Annotated in this window: 19 protein-coding genes and 2 pseudogenes; 8 read left to right on the top strand and 13 right to left on the bottom strand. The window is 56.7% G+C overall.

Going from position 1 to position 22,126, the window contains the following annotated elements:
• Positions 1 to 153: 153 nt before the first annotated feature.
• The gene (locus RTCIAT899_RS20660) at positions 154 to 378 is read right to left on the bottom strand and encodes a hypothetical protein (RefSeq protein WP_004125917.1); all 225 of its coding nucleotides are present in this window, start codon (positions 376 to 378) and stop codon (positions 154 to 156) included.
• Positions 379 to 511: 133 nt separating this feature from the next.
• Here RTCIAT899_RS20660 and RTCIAT899_RS20655 point away from each other — a divergent pair, with 133 nt between their 5' ends.
• On the top strand, positions 512 to 1,708 hold the full coding sequence (locus tag RTCIAT899_RS20655) for an IS256 family transposase (protein WP_004110519.1): 1,197 nt from the start codon (positions 512 to 514) through the stop codon (positions 1,706 to 1,708).
• Between the two features lie 561 nt (positions 1,709 to 2,269).
• Here the strand turns inward: RTCIAT899_RS20655 and thiS are convergent.
• The 11 genes and pseudogenes from thiS to ccoN form a co-directional block, all read right to left on the bottom strand.
• Positions 2,270 to 2,467, bottom strand: coding sequence for a sulfur carrier protein ThiS (thiS, locus tag RTCIAT899_RS20650; RefSeq protein WP_004125916.1), 198 nt, complete (start codon positions 2,465 to 2,467; stop codon positions 2,270 to 2,272).
• Positions 2,458 to 3,438 carry a glycine oxidase ThiO gene (thiO, locus tag RTCIAT899_RS20645; RefSeq protein ID WP_004125914.1) on the bottom strand — a complete coding sequence of 327 codons (981 nt, stop codon included), beginning with the start codon at positions 3,436 to 3,438 and terminating at the stop codon, positions 2,458 to 2,460. The genes thiS and thiO overlap by 10 nt, the downstream gene beginning before the upstream one ends.
• 359 nt (positions 3,439 to 3,797) lie before the next feature.
• A complete protein-coding gene (locus tag RTCIAT899_RS20640; protein WP_004125911.1) occupies positions 3,798 to 4,478 on the bottom strand; it encodes an OmpW/AlkL family protein in 681 nt (226 codons plus the stop codon).
• A gap of 347 nt (positions 4,479 to 4,825) precedes the next feature.
• Positions 4,826 to 4,966, bottom strand: a pseudogene (ccoS, locus tag RTCIAT899_RS34185) (cbb3-type cytochrome oxidase assembly protein CcoS); the annotation flags it as partial.
• Positions 4,963 to 7,248, bottom strand: a complete 2,286-nt coding sequence (locus tag RTCIAT899_RS20630; RefSeq protein ID WP_004125906.1) for a cation-translocating P-type ATPase — start codon at positions 7,246 to 7,248, stop codon at positions 4,963 to 4,965. The pseudogene ccoS and the gene RTCIAT899_RS20630, both read right to left, overlap by 4 nt.
• Positions 7,245 to 7,739 carry a FixH family protein gene (locus RTCIAT899_RS20625; protein ID WP_004125905.1) on the bottom strand — a complete coding sequence of 165 codons (495 nt, stop codon included), beginning with the start codon at positions 7,737 to 7,739 and terminating at the stop codon, positions 7,245 to 7,247. Before RTCIAT899_RS20625 ends, RTCIAT899_RS20630 begins: the two co-directional genes overlap by 4 nt.
• Positions 7,736 to 9,310: a cytochrome c oxidase accessory protein CcoG gene (ccoG, locus tag RTCIAT899_RS20620; RefSeq protein WP_004125904.1), complete on the bottom strand. Its 1,575-nt coding sequence runs from the start codon at positions 9,308 to 9,310 to the stop codon at positions 7,736 to 7,738. Before ccoG ends, RTCIAT899_RS20625 begins: the two co-directional genes overlap by 4 nt.
• Before the next feature lie 376 nt (positions 9,311 to 9,686).
• A complete protein-coding gene (ccoP, locus tag RTCIAT899_RS20615; protein ID WP_004125903.1) occupies positions 9,687 to 10,550 on the bottom strand; it encodes a cytochrome-c oxidase, cbb3-type subunit III in 864 nt (287 codons plus the stop codon).
• A gap of 1 nt (position 10,551) precedes the next feature.
• On the bottom strand, positions 10,552 to 10,704 hold the full coding sequence (locus tag RTCIAT899_RS20610; protein ID WP_028755102.1) for a CcoQ/FixQ family Cbb3-type cytochrome c oxidase assembly chaperone: 153 nt from the start codon (positions 10,702 to 10,704) through the stop codon (positions 10,552 to 10,554).
• Between the two features lie 9 nt (positions 10,705 to 10,713).
• On the bottom strand, positions 10,714 to 11,445 hold the full coding sequence (ccoO, locus tag RTCIAT899_RS20605; RefSeq protein WP_004125901.1) for a cytochrome-c oxidase, cbb3-type subunit II: 732 nt from the start codon (positions 11,443 to 11,445) through the stop codon (positions 10,714 to 10,716).
• 7 nt (positions 11,446 to 11,452) lie between these two features.
• On the bottom strand, positions 11,453 to 13,069 hold the full coding sequence (ccoN, locus tag RTCIAT899_RS20600) for a cytochrome-c oxidase, cbb3-type subunit I (protein WP_004125900.1): 1,617 nt from the start codon (positions 13,067 to 13,069) through the stop codon (positions 11,453 to 11,455).
• Positions 13,070 to 13,413: 344 nt separating this feature from the next.
• Here ccoN and RTCIAT899_RS20595 point away from each other — a divergent pair, with 344 nt between their 5' ends.
• The 7 genes and pseudogenes from RTCIAT899_RS20595 (at position 13,414) to RTCIAT899_RS20570 (ending at position 20,057) form a co-directional block, all read left to right on the top strand.
• Entirely contained in the window at positions 13,414 to 13,857 is a 444-nt protein-coding gene (locus tag RTCIAT899_RS20595) for a pseudoazurin (RefSeq protein ID WP_004125898.1), read from the top strand.
• Positions 13,858 to 13,880: 23 nt separating this feature from the next.
• On the top strand, positions 13,881 to 15,233 hold the full coding sequence (locus RTCIAT899_RS20590) for an STM4012 family radical SAM protein (protein WP_004125896.1): 1,353 nt from the start codon (positions 13,881 to 13,883) through the stop codon (positions 15,231 to 15,233).
• Positions 15,230 to 16,198, top strand: a complete 969-nt coding sequence (locus RTCIAT899_RS20585) for a class I SAM-dependent methyltransferase (RefSeq protein ID WP_004125894.1) — start codon at positions 15,230 to 15,232, stop codon at positions 16,196 to 16,198. Before RTCIAT899_RS20590 ends, RTCIAT899_RS20585 begins: the two co-directional genes overlap by 4 nt.
• Before the next feature lie 92 nt (positions 16,199 to 16,290).
• Positions 16,291 to 16,749, top strand: a pseudogene (locus RTCIAT899_RS34615) (MFS transporter); the annotation flags it as partial.
• Positions 16,750 to 16,900: 151 nt separating this feature from the next.
• Positions 16,901 to 17,269, top strand: coding sequence for an MFS transporter (locus RTCIAT899_RS34180; protein WP_240535516.1), 369 nt, complete (start codon positions 16,901 to 16,903; stop codon positions 17,267 to 17,269).
• 549 nt (positions 17,270 to 17,818) lie between these two features.
• Positions 17,819 to 18,511, top strand: coding sequence for a carbonic anhydrase (locus RTCIAT899_RS20575; RefSeq protein WP_004125890.1), 693 nt, complete (start codon positions 17,819 to 17,821; stop codon positions 18,509 to 18,511).
• Between the two features lie 4 nt (positions 18,512 to 18,515).
• Positions 18,516 to 20,057 (top strand): SulP family inorganic anion transporter, encoded by a 1,542-nt coding sequence (locus RTCIAT899_RS20570; protein ID WP_004125887.1) that lies wholly within the window; start codon positions 18,516 to 18,518, stop codon positions 20,055 to 20,057.
• A 465-nt stretch (positions 20,058 to 20,522) separates the two neighbouring features.
• Here RTCIAT899_RS20570 and RTCIAT899_RS20565 read toward each other — a convergent pair whose 3' ends face one another.
• Positions 20,523 to 21,962: an amino acid permease gene (locus RTCIAT899_RS20565; protein ID WP_004125885.1), complete on the bottom strand. Its 1,440-nt coding sequence runs from the start codon at positions 21,960 to 21,962 to the stop codon at positions 20,523 to 20,525.
• Between the last annotated feature and the right edge of the window lie 164 nt (positions 21,963 to 22,126).

Raw genomic sequence — 22,126 nt, 5'->3', positions numbered from 1 at the left:
GGTTTCTCTTTGCAACAATGCAACGGGAGCCCTTCGGCATGTTATACCGCCGGCAAACCATCTCGTCTTAAGCGACTTGCCGGCCGGCTGGATGAAGAGTTGTTAACAGCCATCTTGCGGGATACCACAGATGAACGCAGATGGAACTCAATACTAATTGGCCGCAGCTCTTCGAGCGAGAGCCATAACGTAGTCATCTGCGATGTCGGCCAAGGTCAAAGCGACCTCCGGCTCCTTCCAACCGGCAGCGACGGCCGTCAGCACGAATTCACGGAATGCCACGGAAAGCACCTCCTCGCCCTCGATGACGCGATATGGATTATTCGCGGCATGTTGAGGGGCGCTGATCTGTATTGTTGTGGGTAGATGAGGTTCCATGAGACGTCCCCTGAAGGTTGACTTGTTGTAGACCTGTGATCGTGTCCCATGGAGTGGTGTAGCTTGATTTCATAGCCATCGGTGATTTCCGGTAGGGTCGGGTTGCTTAGAGCCAACCTGAGGGACACCACCGATGACCGACGACATGATGAACCTGCGCTCACTCGTTGAGAAGAGCGCTGATGCCGATTTGCTGCGGGAGATGATCGGCTTTGCTGCCGAGAAGCTGATGGCGCTGGAGGTCGGCACGAAGACCGGCGCGGCCTATGGCGAGAAGAATGGCTTCCGGCTGGCCCAGCGTAACGGCTATCGCGACCGGGATTGGGAGACACGGGCGGGCACCGTCGAGCTGCGCATTCCCAAGCTTCGCACCGGCAGCTACTTCCCGAGCTTCCTGGAGCCGCGCCGCATGGCCGAGAAGGCTCTGACGGCGGTCATCCAGGAGGCTTATATCCAGGGTGTTTCGACCCGCTCTGTTGATGACCTCGTCAAGGCCATGGGCATGTCGGGCATCTCCAAAAGTCAGGTGTCCCGGCTCTGCGAGGAGATCGATGAGAAGGTGAAGGCCTTCCTCGACAGGCCCATCGAAGGAGAATGGCCCTACCTGTGGATCGATGCGACCTACCTCAAGGTTCGGCGCGGTGGTCGTATTGTCTCCGTCGCCGTAATCATCGCCGTCGGCGTCAACACCGATGGCCGACGCGAAGTGCTCGGCATGGAGATCGGCACGTCCGAGGCCGAGGCGATCTGGACCGAGTTTCTTCGAAAGCTGATCAGGCGGGGGCTGCGCGGCGTCAAGCTCGTCGTCTCCGATGCCCATGAGGGCATCAAGGCCGCAGTATCGAAAGTGCTTTCCGCCACCTGGCAGCGCTGCAGGGTGCACTTTATGCGCAATGCCTTGGCCCATGCTGGAAAGAGCGGACGCCGGGTTGTCTCCGCGTTCATTGCAACGGCCTTCGCTCAGGACACGCCGGAGGCCGCAAGCACTCAGTGGCGCAACGTCGCCGACCAGATCAGGCCAAAGGTACCGAAGCTCGCCAGTCTCATGGACAGTGCCGAGCAAGACGTGCTCGCCTACATGACCTTTCCCAAGCAGCATTGGGCCAAACTTCACTCGACCAACCCCATTGAGCGATTGAACGGTGAGATCAAGCGGCGCACAGAGGTCGTCGGCATTTTCCCCAACGACGACGCCATCGTGCGCCTGGTCGGTGCGCTGCTGCTCGAACAGAACGATGAATGGGCCGTCCAGCGATCCCGCTACATGACACTTGAGACAATCGCCACAATGAGCGATGATCCGCTCATCAGCCTGCCAGCAGCAAGCTGATACTCATCCGACCCTCTGGGATGAGCCGTGGTCGTCTAAGCTACACCACGTCCTGGGACATGATCTAGACCTGTCCTGCATTTCTCTCTTAACTGCACTGCGATTATGCTTATTTTCTAAAAGATTAACCGTGACGTGTCGTTAGCCACGCATCCCGAATTTTGCCGCAGCGTCCATTTTGTTTGCTGGTTCAAAATTTTTTCGTTTCAGGCATGGGTGCAGTGTCTCGGCGCTTCGGCTCCCAATGCGCGATGTTGTTTAGGGCACCTCTAGGCCTCTTTACTCCGATCCATCGCCTGGTTCAGCTTAGGATTCGCATGCAATAGAGTATCCCTCACCACTGCAGCACTATCCGCCCCGTTCTCGAAGACCGGCGACGCGTTCCACAGTCAGCCGACGATCACCACAAGCGCTATGCTGCCGATTCGCGCCTTCGATCCCCGATGCGATCAAGACTCTGCGGCGCGCGTGACCGCATGGGCTAGGACGGCTGGCGAGGGATAGCGGGCGGTGCCGAGCAGCAGGGTGACCCAATCTGGCTTCCATAGAGATCGAGCACGATCAGCCTCCTTGCATGGGTGTCAGTATCTCGATCCTGTCATAGTCGGCGAAAATATGTTCGTCGCGATCTTCGCGATGAACCAGTTCGCCGTTGGCGGCTGTTGCCAGCCAGTCGCCTTCATGGTCGAGTGCGGCCAAAAGCTGCGAAAGCGTCTTAGCGGCGATGGACTGCGTTTCGCCATTGATGATCAGGTGCATTGGAAACTCCTTTGCTTCGTCCGATCGGAAAAGACGAGATCGGCCGCTTCGGCCGCCATTGTGGGCGCCAGCAGAAAACCGTGGCGATAAAGGCCGTTCACGTGGATGACTCTGCCGTCCCGCATCACGCGCGGAAAATTGTCGGGAAAGGCCGGGCGGATGCCGGCGCCAGTTTCGACCACGGTGGCGTCCGCAAAGGCCGGATGCAGTGTATAGGCTGCGTTCAGCAGTTCCATCGTCGAGCGTGCGGTGATCGCCCCGTCGAATTCCGTCTCGATCATCGTCGCCCCGACCATAAACAGGCCTTCGCCGCGAGGGACGACATAGACGGGAAAGCGAGGATGCAGCAGGCGGATAGGCCTGGCGAGCATGACCTCCTCTGTATGCAGATAGAGCATTTCGCCGCGCACGCCGCGCAGATCGCGACTTTGCCCGATGCGGGCAGCACCGGTGCAATCAACGATATCTGGGAAATCGTCTTCGCTCACATCATCGCTAGTAAAGACGACGCCTGCTGCCGACAGCAGCTCTTTCAACGTCCGTAGCGCCTGACGGGGGTTCAGATGAGCTTCATGTTGGAAGAACAGACCCCTGCGAAAACGCTGTGCAAGGGCGGGATCCAGCTCGGCTATGCCATCTTCGTCCAACCATTCATACCCAGACGTACGGGCCGCAAAGCGGCCGAGTTCGCCCGAATCCCGCTGAGGTGCGGCGACCAGTGTCCCTTTATGAATGACTTGGCCGGGCAGGACGGCATCCCACCATTCCACGGCCATTTTCCCCAACGTCATTACTCTCTCGTCGGCGTTTACCCGCTCGCACCAGGGCGCCAGCATGCCGCCGGCGAGCCAGGATGCAGAGCGCCCGAATCCAAGATGCGGGTCGGAGACTGTTACGTGAGCGCCGCGCGCGCACAGTTGACGTGCTACTGTTAGGCCGGCAATTCCGGCGCCCTTAACGAGAACCCGCAATGTCATGCTCCCATAGGCATATAGAGATCGCCCCCTTACGGGCATTTGCGACTACGTAATCCAGCCCCTCCTTTTGCGCCTCGGCGTCGATGTCGTGCGATATTCGTACGAGCAGAATTCGGGCCGCACCTGGATACGAGGCTCAAGTGAACTCTTTGGGTGCTCGGCGGTGCTGTGACTTGCTTGCGAATTTGTCCATTTCTCAAGTTACTCCACTTCGAGTTGACCTTGATCTTCTCATAAAGTTGATGACCAAGTCGGCATGCACGTACCCAGCATCACTAACGCCAACGCCATCCAAACGCTGGTCGAGCCTTGGATGACGCAAGTCGCTAAACACCAAGCGATTTTATGAGGGCCTAGAAACGATAGGTTACGCCCGCGCCAAGCAGCCATGGATCGAGCCTGGCCTTGCCGCTGACGTTGGCCCCGCCGACGTTGGCGTCGAAATCAGGCCTTAGGAAGATCTTTTTGGCGTCGACGTTCACACCCCAGTGATCGTCGATCATATAGTCGAAGCCGGCCTGGAGCGCGACACCGAAGGAGTTCTTGACATCAAGGCTGCGAGCACTTTTTCCCGACTGGTTGTAAAACAGCGTATAGTTGAGGCCGGCGCCGACATATGGCCGAAAAGCGCCAAGGTCGGTGAAATGGTATTGTAGGGTGAGCGTTGGCGGCAGCAGCCAAGTCTTGCCGATCTCGCCGAGCGCTGAAATCGAGCCGCCGCCATGCACCTTAGCGTAGGTTGTGCCCAGGATGAGTTCAGCGGCGATATTCTCGGTGAAGAAATACGAGATGTCGAATTCCGGCACGACCGTGTCCGAAAAGGAAAGATCCGAACCCGGCAAGCCGTCGACGCGCCCAGAGTCAGTAGTGATCACACCAAGCGCGCGCAGCCGCATCTGCCATGGGTTTCTGTTGGCTGCCGCGGGAATGGGAGCCCTACTTGGTGGTGTCGTCAGATCGGCAGCGTGCGCGGTGCTCACGATACCCAATATTGCAGTAGCGATGATGACCCGTATGATGTCCTTGGAAGTCATTCTTGTCTCCTTCGATCTGAAATTCGTGAATCGAGGAGCAGTAACATCGGCTGGCACGTCAGGATTTGAGGCGGCTCAACTAAAGAAAATTGGACTGCCTGTCGCAGACAAACCCTGGCCTTGTGTGGCAATTTCGCAACGTTTCAGTCACTTGAATGACGTTTGGCATGAGACGTGTTGGATTATCCGGGCAGAAAGCCTCGCGCAATTCAACGCGGTTTCGAATCATCATTTCGGAAAAACCTCTTCGTGTAAGACCGTCTGTGGATTCCAGGCAGTTGGGAATTTAGCAGTTTCGTCGGGTCATCTGCACTGGCGCTTGTCGATTGTTGCGCCCCCTCGGGCGCATTATCCTCACTCACTAAGATGCGCCACGAAGCCCCTTCCAAATCATCATACTGTCCGCTCTTTAGCGACCACAGAAAGCCTCCCAGCCCGAGCGTACCCATGAACAATGCCAGCGGGATCAAATAGATCAGCATATTCATATGGACCCTCCTGCTGAGGCTGCATGTTTGCCATCATGCCTAAGTTGCTCCCGCCGATTCCAGTGGTTGAGTCGCAATGCATTCGTCACGACGATCAGCGAAGACGACGACATGGCGACGGCGGCGATAAGCGGCGTCGCATAGCCCGCGATAGCGATGGGAACAGCGAGCACATTGTAACCGATGGCAAGGGCGAAGTTCTGACGGATCAAAGCTGCCGCGCGCCGCGCGACGCAGATCGCCTCCGGAACCGCGTCGAGACGGTCATTCAGGAAAACCAGGTCTGCCGCCTGTCGGCCAATGTCGGACGCAGTCGCGGGAGCCATCGACACATGCGCCGCCGTAAGTGCCGGCGCATCGTTGATGCCGTCACCAACCATCATGACCTTGTTGCCCGCCTCGGCCAAGCGTGTGCACTCTTCCACTTTCTGTTTCGGATCCAATTCCGCAATCCAGCGATCCACATGCAATAGCCGCGCTGTCGACTCGACGACGGCTTGCCGATCGCCAGACAGGATCATCGTCTGCAGCCCTGCAAGACCGAGCTGACGAATGGCTACGGCTACTCCGGGGCGAAGCGTGTCTTCGAAATAGAATCGGGCAAGTGCGATACCGTTCCTCGACAGAACGACCTCGGAGAGCGAGTCATCCGCTTCTTTTTCTTCTCGGGGCGGGATCGAACAAGCGAACTCCATATGGCCGAGACGATATAGCCCCCTGGCGGTTTCGACTTCCAGGCCCGCGCCCGGTATCTCGACGACGCTGTCGAACCGTTGCCCCTTGCCGCCGGCACTCCGCAGCAACGCCTGAGAGAGCGGATGGCGGGAATGCGCAGCAATTCCGGCCGCGATCGCCCTTTCCTCCGACCCCACATCCACCATCTCGACGAGCCGCGGCTGGCCCATCGTCAACGTGCCGGTCTTGTCAAACGCGACGGCATCGATTTCCGCGAGACGCTCCAAAGCGGAGCCGTCCTTGATCATGATGCCGCGGCGAAACAGGTTGCCTGCGGCAACAACCTGGACGACCGGCACTGCTAGACCAAGCGCGCAAGGACAAGTGATGATCAGCACCGCGACGGCGACAAGCATGGCATGCTTCCAATCTCCACCAAGGGAGCCCCAGGCAAGAAAGGAAAGCAGCGCAAGTAAATGAACCGCCGGAGCGTAAAGGCCGGCTGCACGATCCGCGACCCTGCGATAGCGCGCCCTGCCTCCTTCTGCTGCCTCCATAAGGTTGATGGTTTCCGCAAGCAGCGAGTTTTGCGCCGTCTTCGTCGCGCGAATGGTCAATGACGCCATGAGGTTCATCGCACCAGATCTCACCTCCGCGCTGTTCGCGACAGCAACTGGTATACTTTCGCCCGTGACAATAGAGAGATCCAGCTCGCTCGTACCTGCGGTCACGGCGCCGTCGACGGGGATGCGTTCGCCGGCAGCGATGAAAACATGATCACCGATGCTGATATCTTCAATCGCGGTGTAGCGCTTGCTCCCATCGGCAGCTATCACCAGCGCGCCGCGTGGCGCAAGTCTCGCCAGGCTGTTGACCGCGGCTCGCGCCTTTTGCCGCATGATGTGGTCGAGCGTGCGGCCAATGAGCAGGAAGAACAGCAGCGACACGGAGGCGTCAAACCATGCATGCTCTCCGTGATGGATCGTCTCCCACAACGATACGGCATAGGAGAGCGTGACAGCGAGCGAAATCGGCACATCCATGTTGGTGCGCCCATTCTTCAAGGCATTCCAAGCCGATCGAAAAAAGAAACGGCCGCCATAAATTAGGGCCGGCGCTGTAATCATCGCGGAAATCCAATGAAACAGGTCTCGCGTTGCTGCATCTGCACCGGACCAGACCGATACCGAGAGCAGCATGATATTGGCTGCGGCAAAGCCGCAGACACCAACGGCCAAGAGCAATTGATTGCGCAGACTATTCGTCTGGGGCGCGGCGGGAGTGAAAATATGCGCCCGGTACCCGGCTTCGGTGATCGCGGACAGAATACCCGACGGATCGACGACAGCATTATCAAGGTGCTCGACATAGGTGCAACTGACCCGCCGCGCAGTCAGGTTGACCCGGGCGCGCGTTACATAGGGTAACCTGCATAAGGACCGTTCAATGGTCGAAATGCAAGCGCCACAGTGCATATCGGGAACGCTGAGGTCCAATTGACGAAGGCCCTCCCCCAGCGGATGGCTGGCGAGGACGATCTCCTCGGCACTGGCGCAGCTATTGCTCGTTGTCATGACGCTTTCCGCGTCCATCGTGCAGCAGGTCATTGTCCAAACTCCGCCGTGTCGATGCGCCTAGCCTCATGCATTACCGTGACACCGTCTCTGCGCGAGACGGTTTCCACGATCCAGTCGCCTCCCTCAATGCGATGTTTCGCTTCGAAATGGCCTTCGCTTGTCTTCGTCAGTGCAAGCGCGAAGTCCTCCCGGTCGCCCACGGGCCTTCTGAACGTCAGCGTCACGTCGTCAACCACCGCCGGCGACCCGTCACGGTTATGAATATCGTACTGAATGACATCGCGGCGCAGTAACAGATCGCCCGAAATGCCGCTGCTCGCCATAGCACGCATGGCGGCGGCCTTGCCGTTGAATTCCTGGCTTGCCACATAGGTATTTTCCACCACAAGCCCGCTCCAGCTCGTGGAAGCGAGAACTGCCATCGTCACGTTCACTCCGATCACCACGGCGAAGAACGCAACAATGACGATCAGCATATGGCGGCCGGTGAAGGGACCTCCGGTGATAACTTGGCTTCTCATTTCGGCGCTCCCGGCACGTTGAAGGCGGCCCGGTGCGTAGCCCGATCCGCATGATTTTCGTCCTCTATGACGAACAGGAATTCCTTGATTGTTTCCGGCTTGGCCTTTTGCGTGACGAACACTTTGAGCGAGGTGGCCGCGTCCGGATCCACATCGACAGTGAAGTGCCGGCCTTCCTCCTTCGAGAGTTCGGGGATCTTCATCGTCGCTCCCTCCGCGCCGTCCAGTCGGATATCGATTCTCCTCGGCATCGGCACCATATTGAGCACGCGAAGCGTATAGCCGTTGCGGATCGATCCATCGGACTCCAGGACATATTGCGGATTGCGGTCGTGAACCACGTTCAGTTCCAGCCGCTCCCGGAGCGCCAAATGCACGAGCATCGCCACCCCGATCGCTGCCCAAACAGCCGCATAGAAAAGAACGCGCGGCCTGAAGATCACGCGCCAGTTGAAGTGCTGGATATTCTCGATGAAGTCGCCATCGGCGTTTCGCACGAGATGCGGTTGCACAGGGCTCGCGCCACCATTCGTCGCCAGGTTCATGTTCGCGGCATACTCGCTTAGCGTCGCATAGGAGATCACGCCGCGTGGCTTATCGAGCTTATTCATCACACCGTCGCAGGCGTCGATGCACAAGGCGCAGGTGATGCATTCCATTTGCTGACCGTCGCGGATATCTATCCCCATCGGACAGACGGCAACGCAAGCGTTGCAGTCCACGCAATCGCCGGTAGCCAGGCCCGCCGCTTGGGCTTTTTTGGCGTGACGGGAGCGCGGCTCACCGCGCCAGTCGTTGTAGGTCACGACGAGGGAATTTTCGTCCAGCATCGCGCCCTGGATGCGGGGCCACGGACACATGTAGGTGCAGACCTGTTCCCTCATCAGCCCGCCAAGAATGTAAGTGGTCGAGGTGAGAAGGGCGACCGTGGCATAGGCGACGGCCGGCGCCTGGCCCTTGAATAAGGCAACAGCAAGGGATGGCGCATCCGCGAAATAGAAGATCCATACGCCGCCTGTGAGGACGCCGATAAGAACCCATATGCCATGTATGGCGACCCGCTTTGCAATCTTGTCCGGTGTCCAGGGACTCGCATCGAGTTTCATGCGCGCGTTGCGATCACCTTCGATCGCGCGTTCCACGACAAGGAAGACATCGACCCATACCGTCTGTGGACAGGCATAACCACACCATGCCCGCCCCACCGCCGACGTTACGAGAAACAGGCCAAAGCCAGCCATGACAAGCAGACCGGCCACATAGAAGAACTCCTGTGGCCATATCTCGATGAAAAAGAAGAAGAAGCGACGAGAGGCGAGGTCGATGAGAATCGCCTGGTCGGGCGCATATGGACCTCGGTCCCAGCGAATCCACGGAGAAAGATGGTAGATGCCGAGCGTGATCAGCATGATGATCCATTTGAATCGCCGGAACCGACCCTGCGCTCGCTTTGGAAACACTTTCTTTCGCGCGGCATAAAGCGGCTGACGGTTGCGCCGGACACCAACGTCGTCGGCGCCTGTCCGTTCGATGCGATCGTCACCTGTCATGGGAGCTATGGTGAGGATCATCGCATACCATCCTGTTGATGATCCTCATCCTGCATTTGACGAACCAAGCGTTCTCGACGCAAGTCCGGGAGAGAAAAAGCAAGCCTATCGGCTCAATCAAAAGGAGAGCCACACTCCGGGAGGGGGGTGTGGCCCGGAGGAACTACGAGCCACAGCACGAAGGGACGTCCTCCAGGCCCGGAGAATAGCAGCTTGCTAGCTTGCGATCGTTGAGTGAAATCAAAACGCTGCTAACTTTTTCAGTTCTACGAGCAAGTTTTCTGGCTGTCCGAACGCAACCGCATTGCGTAGAGAGACAAGATCGTGATCGACTGCTGACCGTATCGCCATCAGGCCATAAAGATTGTGATGCACGTGAATTCGTGATTTTTCTTTTCTATTTTCCACCGCCCAAGGAATGAACAAACACCGTCAACTCCTTCACGGTGGTTTCGCCCAGCCGGGCAGACCAAGCTGGCATAACGCCGTGTTTGGGCAGGGTCACCTGGCGGATGATCGCTTGCTCCCCTCGCCCCTTAAGCCAGATCGCGTCGGCGAGATTTGGTGCGCCAAACTCCTGTTTTCCCCTGTCGTCTTCGCCATGACAGACGGCGCAATTGTCGAGGAATACCTGCTTGCCGGCGTCGGCCGCTGCCGGATCGGAAACTGTGTTGGTCAAGGCCCAAATGTAAGCGGCTACCTGGCGTATCTGGGTGCGTTCGAGTACATCACCGAAGGCGGGCATCTCAGAGACATGCGTCTCGGGATCGGCATCGAAGCGGATGCCATGAGCGATTGTCTGTTGAATGGCGGGAAGACTGCCGCCCCATAGCCAATCGTCGTCGTTTAGATTGGGAAACCCCGGAGCGCCGGTGGCACCGGAGCCATGACACGGCGCGCAATTGACCTTGAAGGCCGAGGCGCCGCCTGCAATTGCAAACTCACGCAGCGTTGGGTCGGCATCGATTTCTTCAACGGATTTCGCGGCGATCAGAACATCGAGGCGAGCCTGCTCAATCTTGGCGTTGTTCATTTCGTGCTGCAGTTCAGCCCGGCTTGAGAACCCGATCAGTCCTTTGGTGGTATCCCTGATCAGGGGTATGGAGGGATAGGCGATGGCATAGCCGACGGCCCAGAGGATCGTGGCATAGAATGTCCACACCCACCATCGGGGCATGGGATTGTTGAGTTCGCGGATGCCGTCCCACTCATGGCCCGTTGTTTCGACGCCGCTGAGTTCGTCTATAGGTTTGTCCGACATCTCAATCGTCCTTTAAAGGTATGTCAGCGGCTTCGTTGGCGCCTTTTTTGCTGCCTGGCCGGAGCGTGAAGGCTATAGCCCCCACGAAAAACAAGGCCAGTGCGAGGAGCCCCCAACTGTCGGCGAAGTGACGCATTGCAGTGTATGTTTCCACGGAGGCACCTCAGCGATAGCCGGTGGCATCGTCGTAAGTCGAGAAATCAACCAGCGTTCCGAGCATTTGCAGATATGCGACGAGCGCGTCCACCTCGGTCAGCCTGGCGGCATCGCCATCGAAATCGCCGACCTTCGCTTTCGGATATCGCGCCAGCAGATCCGTCGTATTTGCGTTTGGATCGGCTTGCGCCCGCATGTCGGCTTCCGCATTCGCCAGCATGTCTTGGCTATAGGGTACGCCGACATCCTCGTTCGCCTTGAGATCCATGCCGATATCCTTAACCGTGACCTCCCTCTCCTTGAGAAAGGCGTAAGTAGGCATGATCGACTCCGGCACCACCTCGCGCGGGTTGGACAGATGCTGGACGTGCCACTCATTGGAATAACGACCGCCGACACGCGCCAGATCCGGTCCCGTGCGCTTCGAGCCCCACTGGAACGGATGGTCATACATGGACTCGGCGGCGAGCGAATAATGGCCGTAACGCTCCACTTCGTCGCGGAACGGTCGGATCATCTGGCTATGGCAGAGATAGCAGCCTTCGCGGATGTAGATATTGCGCCCGGCCAGCTCGAGAGGCGTGTACGGGCGCATGCCTTCCACCTTCTCGATCGTGTTCTGGAGATAGAACAGCGGCGCGATCTCGACGATGCCGCCAATGCTGACCACCAACAGCGACCCGACAAGCAGAAGGGTAGCATTTTTCTCGATGATCTGGTGTTTGGCGAGTATTGACATGTTTCTCTCACTCGGCGGCCTTGGCGATGAAAGCGCTGGGGATCGCGGCTTCGTCGCGCTGGCGGCCCCGGATGGTCATTGCGACGTTCCAGGCCATGATCACTCCCCCTGCCAGATAGAGAGCACCACCGACGGCGCGCAGAAGATAATAGGGGAACATCGCAGCCACGGTCTCTGCGAAGGAATAGACGAGGAAACCCTGACTATTGTATTCGCGCCACATCAGGCCTTGCTGGATGCCGGCGACCCACAGCACCGCGGCGTAGATAACGATGCCCAGCGTGGCGAGCCAGAAATGCCAGTTGACCATACGGAGGCTGTAAAGCCGCTCGCGCCCCCAGAGCTTTGGCGTCAGGTAGTAGATGGCGCCGAACGTGATCATGCCGACCCAGCCGAGCGCGCCGGAATGAACGTGACCGATGGTCCATTCGGTATAGTGACTGAGCGAGTTGACCGTCTTGACCGACATCATCGGGCCTTCGAAGGTCGACATGCCATAAAAGGCGATCGCGACGATCATCATGCGGATGATCGGGTCGGTACGGATCTTGTCCCAGGCGCCCGAAAGAGTCATCAGACCGTTGATCATGCCGCCCCAGGAAGGCATCCACAGCATCACCGAGAAGACCATGCCCAAAGTCTGCGCCCAATCGGGCAATGCCGTGTAATGCAGATGATGCGGACCAGCCCAGATGTACATGAAGATCAGGGCCCAGAAATGGATGATCGACAGGCGATAGGAATAGATTGGGCGGTTCGCCTGCTTCGGTACGAAATAGTACATCATGCCAAGGAAGCCGGCGGTCAGGAAAAAGCCGACGGCGTTGTGGCCGTACCACCATTGTGTCAGGGCACCCTGCACGCCCGAAAATAGCGAATAGCTCTTTGAGCCAAGGAAAGACACCGGCATCGCGAGATTGTTGACGACATGCAGCACGGCGATGGTGACGATGAAACTCAGATAGAACCAGTTCGCGACATAGATGTGCGGCTCCTTGCGCTTCAGGATCGTTCCCAAAAAGGTGACAAGATAGGCGACCCAGACAATGGTGAGCCAGATGTCGACATACCATTCGGGCTCGGCATATTCGCGAGCCTGCGTGATCCCGAGAACATAGCCGGTCGCGGCCATGACGATGAAAAGTTGATATCCCCAGAACACGAACCAACCGAGATTGCCGCCGAAGAGCCGGGCTCGGCAGGTGCGCTGGACGACGTAAAAGGAGGTCATTATCAACCCGTTGCCGCCGAAGGCGAAGATGACGGCAGAGGTATGAAGTGGGCGCAAGCGACCAAAATTGAAATACGGCGCGACGTTCAGATCCGGATAGGCAAGTTGCAGGGCGATCACGACACCGATCAGGAAGCCGATCACCCCCCAAAAGACGGTGGCAATCAATCCATAGCGGATGACCTCGTCAAAATAGGCTCCGTTTTTGGGTTTGGCGCTCACTGTCACGGGGGAAAAATCAATTCGCCGCAGAAGCAGTACCGTGCCCGCTAGCAAACAGAAGAACAGTATCCCCATGTGGGTTGCAAAAAGCTGGTCATGAGCGACCCCCGCGCCGACCAGTGCCAAAAAAGCCCCGACCGCAACCAGCATGGTTTCAGCGGTGTAATTCATGTCATGCTTCCCGATGTACAGACGACCACGCCAAAGGCGGCCGCCTTTCTCGCCACTTTTGGGAACTATTCGCACGTGACGGGCACTCAGTCCTTGATCTCTCTCAACGAACGCCGCGATTTTGTTTGATGATCACCTGATTGCATCCAACTGCGCTTTGATCACCCGCGGATGAGGCGCCCCTCGAGTGCCGCAGCGACTTCGTCCGCGCGCGGATGGACACCGGCGCGCGGGCTTGACGTAGAAATTGATCAAAGATTGCTCGATCTCAAGGAATGTCAGCCCGTTCGCGCCTAAAGCTTCGGGCGGACAATTAATCGGGCTATCGCGAAAGGAGATCAGAAATGGGTTTGAAAATCTGTCCGATCGTCGCAACGGCGATGCTGACCGCATCAGCGATGCCACTGATGGCGGCGGACCACCAAATCCGGATGTTGAACAGGGGCACGGACGGCGCAATGGTTTTTGAGCCAGGTTTCACGAAGATCGCACCAGGCGACACGGTGACGTTTATTCCGGTTGATAAGGGACACAATGTCGAAACGTTCAAAGGTTTGATCCCAAAAGGCGCACCGGAGTTCAAATCTAAAGCGAACGAGGAATATCGCGCAAAACTCGATATGCCCGGGGCCTATGTGGTGAAATGCACGCCGCATATGAGCTTGGGCATGGTGGCCCTCATTCAAGTTGGCGACAGCCCCACCAATCTCGATGCCATCAAGACTGCAACCGTTCCAAATCTCGTGCGCAAGCGCCTTGACGCCGACCTCGCGCAGATTGCCGAATAGTGCCGGCCGCAGGAGAAAGGAGCATGCAATCATTTGCAAATTCCTTGAGGGAAGCCATCGGCAAAGGCGACCTCAAGGCGTATGTATACAGCTACCCCCCAAAACGGACATATAAAGAGCTTGAAAACATTCGATTGAGCGATGTGTGGGATTCAAACGACCAGGCGCCGGTAGCGTTATACATACATGTGCCATTTTGCCGATATAGGTGCACCTATTGCACGCTCTTTCTGACCACGCGGCACACGGAGGATCTTATTCGACGTTATGTCGAAAAGATCTGCTGGCAGATAAGCCTTTATGCAACATTTGCCGGTCACAGATCTGTCGCATCGGTCTATATCGGCGGCGGAACCCCAACTCTCCTGCCCATCGATCGGCTGGCCCAGATTTTCTCTTCCGTTCGAGATGGCTTTCCAAATATCGACCGTTCGACCGAGGTGTGCGTCGAAGGATCTCCCGACACTGTGTCGGGGGAACTGCTGGATTTTTTGAAGAACCAAGGCGTGAACCGGATCAGCATGGGAATCCAAACGATGGATTCCGTCGAACTGAGAGCGTCCGGCCGCCCATATCAGGTTTCTGTGTCGATTTCGTCCATTGAAGCAGTTCGCAAGCGTTTCGATAACTTCAATCTCGACTTGATCTACGGCCTCTTCCGTCAAACGCCGGAAAGTTGGAAGCGCTCGCTGGAGCAGATTTTGTCCTTTCGGCCAACAACCGTTTCGCTTTATCCGGCGATCAGCCGGCCGCTCACTGCTATGCAAAAGCAGCAGCGATCTCGACCGCAAGAATATGTGGAAGACCGCCTCAAATATGAGATCTACGACAGCAATGTCGATTTTATGCAGGACAATGAGTATCGACAGGAATCTTTCACCCGTTTTACCTGCCTTCCAGAAGGCACCAGCGCCTACGGCCAGGAAACCTCTGACTTCCTCGGTGTTCCGATGATAGGCATCGGAGCAGGCGCGCGAAGTTATAACGGGAAATATCACTACAGCCTCGACTATGCCGTCGCGCTGAAGAATGTCGGCAAAGCCATCGACGATTATATACATCTCGAGATGACTAGTCGGAATTTGCTGAAATACGGAGTTATATTAGACGAATCCGAAGAACGGTTGAGATATTTTATACTTAACCTTACGCTCAACCAGCTTTCAGAAGCAGATTATTCACGACGATTCGGACGGGACCTCCGCGCCGATTTTTTGGAGGTGATAGATGCTCTGGAAGTCGAAGGCTGCATCGATTTGCGGGGCGATGGCGCCATTGCTCTGACCCGGAAAGGTTACAAGTACAGCAACCTGATAGCGCATCATCTCTTCTCGGACCACGTGAAAATCCGTGAAGAAAGGTACGTTCCTAAATGAAAAACAGCGAGCGGTTTTGGGAACGAGGCTATTCGGATCCCAACGTCTGGACGATGGGCGGGCCAAGCGTCGAAGTCTATGAGATAGAACAGCAACTGCCAAGAAACGCAATGGTCGTCGACCTAGGATGCGGCGAAGGCAGGAACGCTCTCTTTCTTGCATTCAGGGGGCATGCGGTAACTGCATTGGAACCGTCATCGAGCGCGGTCAGAAAACTGCGATCGGTTGCAGACGAACATTCGTTGAATATCGATGTGATCGAAGGGAGAATCGAGGATTTCGTCCCTGATGAGAGATACGACCTGGCTTTGGCACACTCGTCGTTGCACTTTGTGACCAAGGATGTGTGGGTTCCGTTGATCAACGAGTTGAGACAACGGACCAACGAGGGTGGATTTCACAATTTTACATCGATCATCGGGACTTCCCGGTATCCGGTCCCGTACGAGTGCCGGCACGCGAATTCATTTGATCGGGGCGATCTCGACTCACTCTATGCAGACTGGCAGGTACTACGCTCTGATTTTTACGCGAAATGGGATTCCCATCCCGGGATTGCGACGCATGTCCACGCCGTAGAAAAGTTCCTCTCTAGAAAGGCAGGACCCGACGGCCCTTTGCCATTCACCAAAGTCGACCTGTCGAACAGCGACGCTCTGCCTGGCGATTTGTTCGAAAAGATCCCGCTCGGGATCCACGTTGAGGACCTCAGACTGTTATGCAACCGGCCGACGACGGTCAATCGGATCGAAATGCCCGGACTGAACCTTACCTCGCCAATCGAACTGACCCGCGGCTATGCTGTTGAAGAGTGGTTCTTTGGCAAGCATGCGCTTCAATTCACGCAAGGCGTGCTGACGGGCAAGTACGAGTACTTTACGCAGCCGATCTCGTTGCAAACTGTTCCCAGGGCGTCCAATCGGTATGAGGCAGGAGCCCATCTCGGCCCGCAAAAAACTGATTGAAGTCAGGGCATACGAGGACTGATGAGAGCATCGGGCAGAGCTGGTGGAAAAGAGACCGCGCAAGCGCCGGCCAATCCAGCGCAGTTGGCGGTATGAATCGAATTCTCGTACTCACTACTGCTGTGTTTATCACCGGATTGGCCGAGAACGTTTTCATCGGGGTGCTGCCGAATGTAGCCGGCAGCCTTGGAGTAGGCGAGTCCGAAGCAAGTATCCTCATTTCAGTGTTCTCGGTCACCTACGCGTTCTTCGCGCCGATAGCTACACTGATTTCCTATCGCTTCGATGTAAAACCGACGCTCCTCGCGGCCATGTCAATCTTTGCAGGGAGCAATGTGCCGGTTGTGATCGGTGGATCGGGGCTGCTCCCAATAAGCGCCTCGAGGATCATCACGGCTATGGCTTGCGCGCAGATATCGGTATGCGCCGTCGGTTGTGCAGTTCAGATCGTCTCGGAAAGATATCGAGCTCGTGCCATAGCCTCCGTGTACCTTGGAATAAGCGGCTCGCTTTTTTTGGGGGTACCTCTGGGCGTGTGGATTACACATTTGATTGGTTGGCGCCGCCGTAGGCCTTGCAATGATTGGCCTATCTGTCGTCGCTATATGGCTTGTAATCGTCGTGCTACCGAATGTCGGGTCGCCGAGCAAGCGCTCGCCTTTTGGCAAACTGTATCTAGCTCATTTCCGGGATCGCAATCAGATGATGGCGCAGCGTGTTTCTATTTTGTTCATTGCAGGTCATTTCACCCTCTTCAGTTATTTGACCTCTTACGCCGCGAGCAAGGGGTTCTTCGGGCCACACTGGGAGGCCTTTCTTTACGCCGTTTTCGGGTCGTCGGGCATGGCGGGGGGCGTGCTGGCCGGTATTCTTTCTGACCTCGCAGGTCGTCGGCTCGCGCTGGTCGCGAGCCCTGCAATCTATCTCGTCACAACGTTGCTGCTATGCGTGTCAGAAAGCAGCATCTTTTTTTCGCCAGCCTTTCAATTTGGGGATGCGCGAGCTGGTCGATTTCGCCGATCGTCCAGAGCGATATTGCGGATCTCGGCCGAAGCCCGAGCGACATTATAATCGGTGCGAATGTCACCGCAATGCACGTGGGCGTTGCCGGCGGTACCGTAGTCGGCGGCAGGCTTATTGCAAATTATGACTTGTCGGTGCTGCCGATCGGGGCGGCAGGCCTAGCTGCGATGGCTTTGGCCGCGGCGATCTTGTCGGTCAGAACCTCGCATTGATACTGCGGTGCTGGTCCGTAGTCGCGCGCCCCTACTCGTCGTTATTCTTACGAGCGGGCGTAGAACCATGGCTCCCAGACTCGGCATTGCGCCTCAATCCGAGCAAGCAAGGAACTATGAAGTTCTAAAATTTTGCATTGCAGCATCACATTGATCTGGGGACCTACGATCAAGCGCTCGCGCTCACTGGATGTCTGGAATGACTACAGCGACAAGCTGTCGTCAATGACTGAGCATGCTCGTATTAGTGCGAAATAAACGAGGCGATCGACGTCTTGGCATCCTCTTTGCGTATCACACTTCCATCTCGCAGTTGCGAAATGATTGCGGATTCCGACGATCGCGCGCGCCCTGCTTCCATCCACCCCGACAATGAGGACTTGCTATGGGTGATCTACTAAAAGGAATCTCGAACTTCCGCGGTGCCGTGTTCCCGAACTACCAGGCACTTTACCGCAAGCTTGCGCAAGAGGGACAGCAGCCGCACGCCTTGATGATTTCGTGCGCCGACAGTCGAGTCTTGCCCGAAACCATTACCCAGTCAGGACCAGGTGAGCTGTTCGTATGCCGCAATGCCGGAAATATCGTTCCACCATTTTCAACCGCAAACGGTGGCGTTTCGTCAGCAATAGAATATGCCGTCGTAGCTCTCGCGGTTCGAGACATCATCGTTTGTGGCCATTCCGATTGTGGCGCGATGAAAGGGCTCTGCCGTCCCGAATTGCTAAAGTCCATGCCCAACGTCGCCGCTTGGCTAAAGCATGGTTACGCTGCGCATTCGATCGTTTGCCAAGCCTATCCGGCCGACCTTTCCGAACGTCAAAAGGTCCGCGCTATCGCTATGGAGAACGTCATTGTTCAGCTTGACCACCTGCGCACACATCCTTCCGTTGCAGCAAGGCTTGCGACCAATGACATGACGCTGCACGGGTGGTTTTTCGATATCGAAACGGGAGAGGTGGAGGTTTACGACGGGTCGGCCGCCCGCTTCACAAAGATACGCGAGGACGGGCCGTTACCGGTCGCCGTTACCGGTCGCGATCGGCCGCAAGTCCTAGCCGCAGTTGCAGCGGAGTAGTGCCATGACCAATAACAGCTTCGCTTTTTCGCGCGATTTCGCCTCGTCGCTTGTCGTCTTTTTCGTTGCTATCCCGCTTTGCCTTGGAATTGCAGTTGCCTCTGGCGTGCCTGTTGCCATGGGCCTGATATCAGGCATCGTCGGCGGCATTGTCGTGGGCTTGCTGGCGGGTTCGCCCCTGCAAGTATCGGGCCCTGCCGCTGGTCTGGCGGTCATCGTCTTCGGCTTTGTCGAACAATATGGAGTGGCCATGCTCGGGCCGGTCCTGATCGTTGCTGGGCTTTTGCAGATCCTTGCCGCGTTCCTGAAGATCGGATCATGGTTTCGGGCAATCTCGCCCGCTGTCGTTCACGGTATGCTCGCCGGTATCGGCATTCTGATCATCCTCGGACAAATACACGTTTTGATGGGGGCCAAACCGGCTGCGGGGGGCATTGAAAACGTCGTGGCGATGGAACGAACATTCGGACATCTTTGGGGAGGCGGCATGACGAGCGAATCCGTCGACTTGCTTATAGGGCTGATTTCCTTGCTCGCGATGATCGGCTGGGAAAAATTCAGGCCCAACCGGCTGAGGCTGGTCCCGAGTGCGCTGGTAGGCGTTGCCATCGGAACTACATTAACGGCTGCATTGCGGCTACCGATTGCCAGGGTCGAGGTTCCTGCATCTCTAGCAAACAGCATTTCATTGCCGACAGTGGAAAGTTTCGCGAATATGGCTCAGCCTGGAATCGTCGTCACATCGCTGGTGATTGCGGTCATCGCCAGTGCGGAATCATTGCTGTCGTCTGCGGCTGTCGACCGGATGCATGACGGCGCCAGCACACGCTTCAACAAGGAGCTTTTTGCACAAGGTATTGGCAACGGGCTCTGCGGACTGCTCGGTGGTCTGCCGATCACTGGTGTTATCGTACGCTCCTCGGCAAATATCCAAGCCGGGGCGCGTACACGGGCATCGGCTGTCCTGCATGGCGTCTGGATTCTTGGCCTTACGGTGTTGCTGCCGCAATTGCTTTCCATGGTGCCGCTGACGGCCCTGGCCGCAATACTGCTCGTGACGGGTTGGCGGCTGATCAGCCTTCATCACGTGCGCGATCTCTTCGATCATCATGGTTGGCTTCCCGTGGGCATCTGGATTGCGACTGTTGCGATGGTCGTACTGCAAGACCTGCTCGTGGGTGTTGCTCTAGGTTTGACGCTCTCGATTTTCGAGATCCTTCCTTATCTGCGGCGCAAGCTTGCTATCGATCGAATGGAAGATGCTGAGACGGTTCATCTGACGCTTGGTGGCGTTGCGACTTGCAGGGATGTTCCCGCGCTCCTTAATACTTTGGAATCGCTTCCAGCTGGTTGCACAGTCCGGATCGCCAGCAGCGATTTGCACTATGTGGACCATATCTGCGCAGAGACCTTACGCGACTGGCTTAAGCGGCAGAAAAAATTAGGTCGCACGGTCGATATTCAGCATCCACCCGCCGGCCGCCATCCGCGGCTGGTGCCAATCTTCAAGCGATTGACCGCCGAGACCGCCGACCCGACAGGATAAGTGGCAGGGACTGCTGAACAGCGGATGGGCGAAGACATTCTCAGCCATCCGGACCTTCTGCCGTGATCAACCGCCTCGCAAATTATAATTTAGAGAACCTTGCATGTTTCTCCTTAGATTTTGAGGTCCGTCCGCTGGCCAGCTTAAAAGGAGCGACCGTCGTGTCTGGCTTCGAAATGGCGTGCTGAACGTCGCATTGTTAGGCCGGCCCGCGGTTCGTTTTTGAGCCTTTGCAAGATAGCGAAGGAACAGCTCCGGTGCTTGATTGGCAGCCGGCCGTGTGGTGTTTCTGACAATTCGTGGTTCTTCCTACAAACTCGCCAATACGAACCAGGAACCCGGTGGCGCATCTGCCACTTTCTTGAGTTACACGAGCAGGTCTTCGGAAAAGGCGATCAGGGGACGACGCATCGGCAGCATGGCGCACTGGCGTCTCGCAGCTTCTTATCCGGCGGAAACTCTTCATCATATTTGATCAAGACCATTTACGCCCTCGCCGGGCAATCGCGAGCGCCGTGCCTTTTTGACTACTACATAGGCGATTGCGAGCAATACGAACCACAGCGGCGTAACCTTCAAGGCGATAGCCGTGTCCGGCTTCTGCGCCAAAGCCCACAAGATAAAGGTGAAGAAGCCGAAGACCATCGCGACAGCGGCACGTCCGCCGGGCATTTTGAAGGTCGATTTTTCGTGTAAGTCAGGCCGCTTGCGGCGATATTGCAGGTAAGATGCAAGGATGATCGACCAAATAAAGATGATAAGCACTGCAGAAACCGTCGTGACGATCGTGAAAGCCTCGATGACATTGTCTCCGGAATAAAGCAGGCCGATCCCCGCCAGCAGAAAGACGCACGAGAAGAACAAGGCATTTACCGGGACCTTCCTTCGGTTCAACTTGCCGAATAAGCCCGGCGCCAGCCGGAGGGTCGCAAGTCCGTAGACCATGCGCGATGTTGAATATATGCCTGAGTTGGCACTTGATGCCGCCGAGGTCAGTACGACGAAATTCACCACATGGGCGGCAATACCGAGGCCGGCAAGCGAAAACATAGCGACAAAGGGGCTCGAATTCGGATCGACTTGATTCCATGGAATGACCGTGAGGATGACGAACAGGGCACCGAGATAGAAGAGTGCCACACGGACCGGAATCGAGTTGATTGCCTTCGGCAGGTTGCGGGTCGAGTCTTTGGTCTCTGCCGCGGTCATTCCAACGAGTTCGATACCCGCAAAGGCAAACACAGCAATTTGGAAACCGGCAACGAAGCCGTGGAAGCCGTTCGGAAAGAAGCCGCCATGCAGCCATAGATGCGAGACCGATGCCCTGCTTCCATCGGGCAGTGTGAGGCCTGTGGAAAGCATGTAAGCACCGGTAACGATAAGCGACACGATGGTGACGATCTTGATGAGCGCAAACCAGAATTCGATTTCACCGAAATTGCGTACGGTCGGCAGGTTGAGGGCGAGAAGCGTGAATATAAGACCAAGCGCCGGTATCCAGAGCGCCATATCTGGGATCCAAAATGACACGTAGCTGGAGACGGCCACGACGTCGGCCACCCCGGTCACAATCCAGGAGAGCCAGTAGGTCCAGCCGGTGAAAAATTGCGCCCAGGGGCCGAGATAATCCCCGGCGAAATCCGCAAACGAACGATAGTCCGGATTGGATAGCAGGATTTCTCCAAGCGCACGCATGACGAAGAACAGCATGAAGCCGATGATCGCATAGACGAGCAAAATCGAGGGCCCGGCGAGCGAAATGGTCTTTCCTGATCCCATGAAAAGACCGGTTCCAATTGCGCCTCCGATGGCTATAAGCTGGAGGTGCCGGTTGGACAGATGACGTGCAAGATGATCATCCTCTTTTCGATGAGAATCTACGGAGTTCCGTGGTGCTACATTCATTGACTACCTCTCGTCCTTCATGATCGACGCGCCGATGATCGGCCAAACCTCACGGGCGCCAGCAGACAACATCATCCAAGTCAGAGAGCCACTGGCACAGCTCGCGCCAAGACGACTAAGATCCGACGTTCAGCACGGAATCATTAACAGGCAAGGCGAGGAAA

The sequence above is a fragment of the Rhizobium tropici CIAT 899 genome (assembly GCF_000330885.1).
Lineage (GTDB): Bacteria > Pseudomonadota > Alphaproteobacteria > Rhizobiales > Rhizobiaceae > Rhizobium > Rhizobium tropici.
The sequence above is the reverse complement of the archived record's forward strand: the minus strand, read 5'-3'. Positions and strand labels throughout refer to the sequence as shown.